A 5600-nucleotide genomic window follows, 5' to 3' on the forward strand; every position below is an offset into this window, starting at 1 on the left:
CAGCACCCTTCAAGGGTTAGATCAGCTGACCGACTCGATGTCGAGGCTGTCCTCACGACGGCGACGAACCATCAGGAGTACACCGCCACCGATGAGCAATGCCAGTCCGGAGATGAGTACCCCAGCTGCGATCTGACCGCCGGTGATCGCCAGACCGTCACCCGGCGCGGGCGGGTCGATGGGGTTCACGGTGCACAGTGGGTTGGAGGCGACGCACTCCGTCGGCGGTTCCTGGCCCGCGGGGGTCAGGAAGTTCGCCAGCTGGTGATTGCCCTGCTGGTCGTACGCCAGCACACGCACCGTGTACGTCACCGTGCCGGTCTGACCAGGCTCGAGTGTGCCCGTGACACGGAGCTCACCGTTGGTCGGGCCCGAGGTCGTGAGACCGGCGCTCGCCTCAGGTGCGCCGACGAGTTCAGCATCATCGAGCACGCCCGACATGAAGTCGGTGTAGTCGACCGTTGCCGCGCCCGCACCCGTGTTCTGGAACGAGAGCGTGTACGTCAGTTCCTGACCGGACTCGACCGTGGTCCCCGTGGTGGGGTTCACGCTCTTCGCCGGCGCAATGTCACCGATGGGGTTCGTCGTGCAGTCAGGGAACTCGCCGTCGCCCGGCGTGCAGTCGCCCGGATCCGTCGGCGGCGTCTGCTCAGGCGCGAGAAGGAAGTTCGCGAGGACGTTATCCCCGCGCTCTCCACTCTCACGAGGCGTCACGGTGTAGGTCACCGTCACCTCCTGACCTGCAGCCAGCGTTCCCGCGATGGTGATACGGGCACCATCACGAGTTACTGCCAGTGCCGCGTCAGACGCTGCGGGCTCCGCGGTGAGGTCGGCATCGTCGAGGACGTGCGTGAGGTCATCGACCTTGCTCACGTCTCCGGCAGCTGCTCCCTCGTTGCGGAACGTCAGCGTGTAGGTCAGCTCCTGACCGCCCACGACCGGCGTGCCCGAAGCCGGGTCAACCGACTTCGTGTCCACCAGCTTCGGTGCGGGGTTGTAGGTGCAGTCTTCGCTGCCCGGCTCGCAGTCGCCCGGGGTTTCCGGGGTCGGGTCCGTCGGGTCAAGGAGGAAGTTGCCCAGCTCCGTGTCGCCCAGGTCCTCAGTCGCGTTCACTGTGACGGTGTACGTGACGGTGACCGTCTGACCGACGGCGAGTTCACCGGTGATCGCGAAGCGGCCGTCGGCGATGTCCGACACCGAGAGCGCTGCGTCGGAGGCGGCCGGAGCCGTGGTGACCGTTGCGTCGTCGAGGATGTGCGTCAGGTCATCGACCCGGTCCACAGACGTCGGCACCGTGCCGAGATTGGAGAACGTGAGCGTGTAGGTCAGTTCCTGACCCGGCTGCACGGTGGTTCCCGATTCCGGCGTGACGGACTTGGAGTCCTCCATACGCGGGACGGGGTTGTACGTGCAGTCTTCGCTGCCCGGCTCGCACTCGCCCGGGGTTTCCGGGGTCGGGTCCGTCGGGTCAAGGAGGAAGTTGCCCAGCTCCGTGTCGCCCAGGTCCTCAGTCGCGTTCACCGTGACGGTGTACGTGACGGTGACCGTCTGACCGGCGGCCAGTTCACCGGTGATCGCGAAGCGGCCGTCGGCGATGTCCGACACCGTCAGCGCTGCGTCGGAGGCGGCCGGAGCCGTGGTGACCGTTGCGTCGTCGAGGATGTGCGTCAGATCGTCAACACGGTTGACCGTGCCGACGCCCTCGCCGATGTTCTCGAACGTCAGCGTGTAGGTGAGCTCGTCACCCGCCTGAACCGTCGTGCCAGATTCAGGATCGACCGACTTAGAGTCGACCATCTCCGGGATCAGGTTGACCGTGCAATCGGGGAACTCGGTGTCCTCCGGGACGCAAACCGGGTCGGTCGGCGGCTCCTCATCAGGGGCGAGCAGGAAGTTGGCCGCGATATTGTCACCGCGGTCCGCATCCGAGCGCAGGGTCACCGTGTAGGTCACCGTCGCAGATGTACCCGGCTCGACCGAACCCGTGATCGCAATCGTGTCGCCGGTGCGAACAGCGGTGACGCCGCCCGTGCCGACGGGCTCGACGGTCACGTCGGCGTCATCGAGCACGTGCACAAGGCTGTCGATCGCGTCGACGTCTGCCGCGCTGGTGCCGGTGCTGTCGAAGTGGAGCGTGTAGGTGAGCGTGTCACCCTCACCCAGCGGCGAGTCAGATGCGACAACCGACTTCCACTCGGTCAGCACGGCGCCCGGGACGTTGACTACCGCGCACGGGTCTGCACCCGGCAGAACATCGCCCGCAGGGACACAAGCGGTGTTGGTCAGCAACTGGTCGCCCTCGCCCGTGTAGGTCACGGTGTACTCGATGGTGACGGACTCACCGGCCGCAAGCGCACCGTTCCAGGTGAGCTCAGGGGCGTCGTAGTCCAATGTCCCATCGACCGTGGAGGTCGCGTCGTCGTTGAACGTTCCGTCATCGAGGACCTCGGTCAGGTCATCGATGATGCTTGCGGGAGCGTCGGCCGTGAAATCTCCCGGGCCTGCGTTGGTGGCGGTGACCGTATAGGTGACCTCGGTGCCGACGGCGGGGAGCTCAGTCTCGCTAGCGGCCTTCGTGATGGTCAGGCGCGGCAACTCGAACTCATTCTCCGCACAGGCAATGCCCGTACTCGGGTCCGTGCCGTCTCCGTCAGGCGGGTCACACACCGGTGTCGGAACGTCAGGAGTGTCGCCGTATGCCACGTTGCGAACAACACCATCGCCGGTCGCGGTGAGAGTCGTCGTGTACGTCAGGGTGACAGTGTCGCCCACGGGGAGCGCGCCCGCCCAGGAGAGTTTCGGCGCTGCGTAGGCGATGGTGCCGTCGACGTCTGCCTCGGCGTCGTTGTTGTACTCGGCGTCGTCCAGAACTCCCGTCAGGTCATCAGAGATGAAAGCGGGGTTGGCTTCCGTGAACGGCGAATCGCCGTCGTTAGTGGCGGTGATCGTGTATGTGACATCGTCACCGACACGGGTGTCAGCTGTCGCGTCCGAAGTCTTGGTGATGGACAAGCAGTTCGACGGAGAAGATGCCGTTGCGGTGATGTCGACCGGGCTGTAGGTCCAGTTGTCGATGGAGGCCATATTGCCCCACTGGTTGCCTACGTTCGCCCAACCATGGACGCCGCCAGCACTACTGATCCCGTCCAAATTTACGATCGGATCGGTTGTTGATCCCTTGTTACCGCCGCCCGACTCAGGCACCTCAGTGTCGTCCCAGTAGATGACGTCGTTTCCGATGCTGGATCCTTCAAGCTGAGTGATGGCAATGCCACCGACCACCTCAGCGTCGCCGAGAACGAAGTGCACCTCATCAGTACGTTCGATGGCGACCTGAAAGTTCACCGACGTGCACATGTCAACGACTGCGCCATTGGCGTCGAGCCCGTTCCATGCAAAGGTCTTGGCACCTTCTGTCCCTGACTGAGGGATCTCGATATCAACCGGGTCCGTGAAGTTGCCGTTGCCGTCGGTGTCAATTCGCACGACATAGCTGCCCGTGAAGTTCTCGACGTCGTAGTTCAGAGAGCCGACGTGCGACTGGTTGTTTGGCCGCTCGTAGTCCGCGTTAGTCAATGTCGGCGCGACGTACGCGGGGCTGACGAACACGCTTCCATGGGGAGAATCTGCGGTCGCGGGAAGATCCGCGGCGGGCGCGTCGAAGAACAGGTTGTAGCTCGGCCCGCACTGTGGTCCGGGCGCCGGATGTTCCGGGCTGTTGAGCGTGTTTGCGAGTGAGCGGTATGCGGGCGTGCAGCTACCGGCCGGGACGACGTTGCCGAAAGCATCGCTGCTGAAGCTCCAGCCGCCGCCGTTGAACTGGCTGATGTCGATCTTGTACTGGGCGCCGTTCTCAGACACGACCCAGAACTCGGGGTCGGAGAGAGGGGCGTCGGGGGGCGTCGGGGAAACGCTGTAGGCACGATACTGCTTGGTCCACACACGACCGGGGATAGCGACGCCGTCTGCCGTGGTGACGTTGATGTCCCAGTCGGCATAGAAGCCGGTGCCTTCCGGCCAGTTCACGGTTACCGGTCCGAGCCCAGTCGTTTCGAGAGTCCACGCTCCGGCGGGTCCAGTCAGATCCGCCGGAGTTGTGCATGTCTCTCCGTCGGGTGCGCCGGGCAGTATGGAGCATGTCCACCGCTCGGCTCCTGAGGGATCGAGAAGCGTGAAGGTTTGGCCGTAGGTGTTAGATGGGCGCACGAGCGAGAACTCAGCAGTAACCTCCTCGCCGGCTCCGGCGTAAGCGTAGAAGGTGTTCTCACCGATCAGAGCAGTGTTCTCTACATTTGACTCAGCCACCGCTGGCGTAGTCGTGATCGGGGCCAAGACTCCGATCACGCCGACGGCAACGGCCAAGAGGGCGGCGAAGAACCGCCGAGAATTCTGCGACGCGCCAGGATTCTCCCGATCCTCAAGACTGGTATTCCGGAATTCTCGACGCGAGTGCGTCGGCGAAGTTGAGCGGCTCATAAATCTCCCCCGAGTCTGTGACATAGGTGCTGGGATCCTGGCACCCGGTCAGAACCGGATCCATACCAGGACGGAGACCCCTCCATCCTGAGAGATCTGGACTCAGTAAATTGCCAGGAATGCTCACATGCCTTGCATAGGGAAGAAAACTACCCCCGGCCCTACCCAGCCGTGAACGAGTCGTGATCGCGCCGTTACCTGCGGAGGGATGTTGACGGACTACGTGACCGGGCGGACCAGTCGCAACTCACGCCCCTTGATCACGGCGTCCGCACGCGAGGGTGCTCCAAGTTTGCGATATAGATTCTTCAGATGAAACTTCACCGTGTTCTCGGATATGAAGAGCGCCTGAGCGATCTGCGGGTTAGATGCCCCGTCCGCAAGTAGCTGCAGCACCCGCTGTTCCGTGTTCGTGAGGTCGACAATCTCGGCGGCAGCCGGCAACGGTTCCGGTGCTGAGGATAGAACAGTCCGGACCCAGTCCTGATTGGTAGTTGTCAGTACAGCTTCACTGACTCTTAGCAAAGCGGATCGGTCAATCAGAGCGAATGGGGTCAAAGTTCGCGTGCGGATGCTTGTCGCAATGGCCTGTTGCAGGTGTCGTCGCGCCGTGGAGGCAGACTCCTCGGCGATGGCGGCAACGACGAGGAGATCGATCTGGGAACGAGGGTCGAGTTCCGAAAACGCCAGTCCTGTCACTGCGATCTCTCGCGAAGATCCCCTGCTTCCCGACATTAGAGCGAGGCGTGCAGCAACGGCGAGGACGTGCGGGCTGCCTTCCCTTTGTGTAAGTACTATTTGGGCTTCATGGGGCCGTTCGAGGGCTAGAAGCAAGTTGGCTTTGACGGCGTCCAGACGCGGCTCGATGCCCGCGTTCCGGTGTTGCTCGCCCGTGAAGGCGCGCGTGCGCTCGATGCGCTCGAGGGCTGACCGATGATCGCCCCAGTACAACTCGTAGCGTGCATGCGCGTAGGTGACGAAAGGGGCCCAAGACCGCTCCCGGCTGACCTGCGACTCGACCGTGTTGAGAGCGGCAGCCGCCGCGTCTCGGTCGAGGCGATCCACGGCGATTAGAGCCGACGCGATGTTGGCTGACAGGTCGACGAGGGGAGCCATCCAACCGG

Annotated in this window: 2 protein-coding genes; both read right to left on the reverse strand. The window is 63.5% G+C overall.

Annotation, left to right across the window (positions count from 1 at the left end):
* Positions 1-21: 21 nt before the first annotated feature.
* The gene (locus tag ACNPM4_RS06840) at positions 22-4026 is read right to left on the reverse strand and encodes a DUF7927 domain-containing protein (protein WP_448985181.1); all 4005 of its coding nucleotides are present in this window, start codon (positions 4024-4026) and stop codon (positions 22-24) included.
* 669 nt (positions 4027-4695) lie between these two features.
* Positions 4696-5600: helix-turn-helix transcriptional regulator (locus ACNPM4_RS06845; protein ID WP_448985182.1), on the reverse strand; the 905-nt coding region annotated here is incomplete at its 5' end.

The organism is Microbacterium umsixpiens (assembly GCF_053543675.1).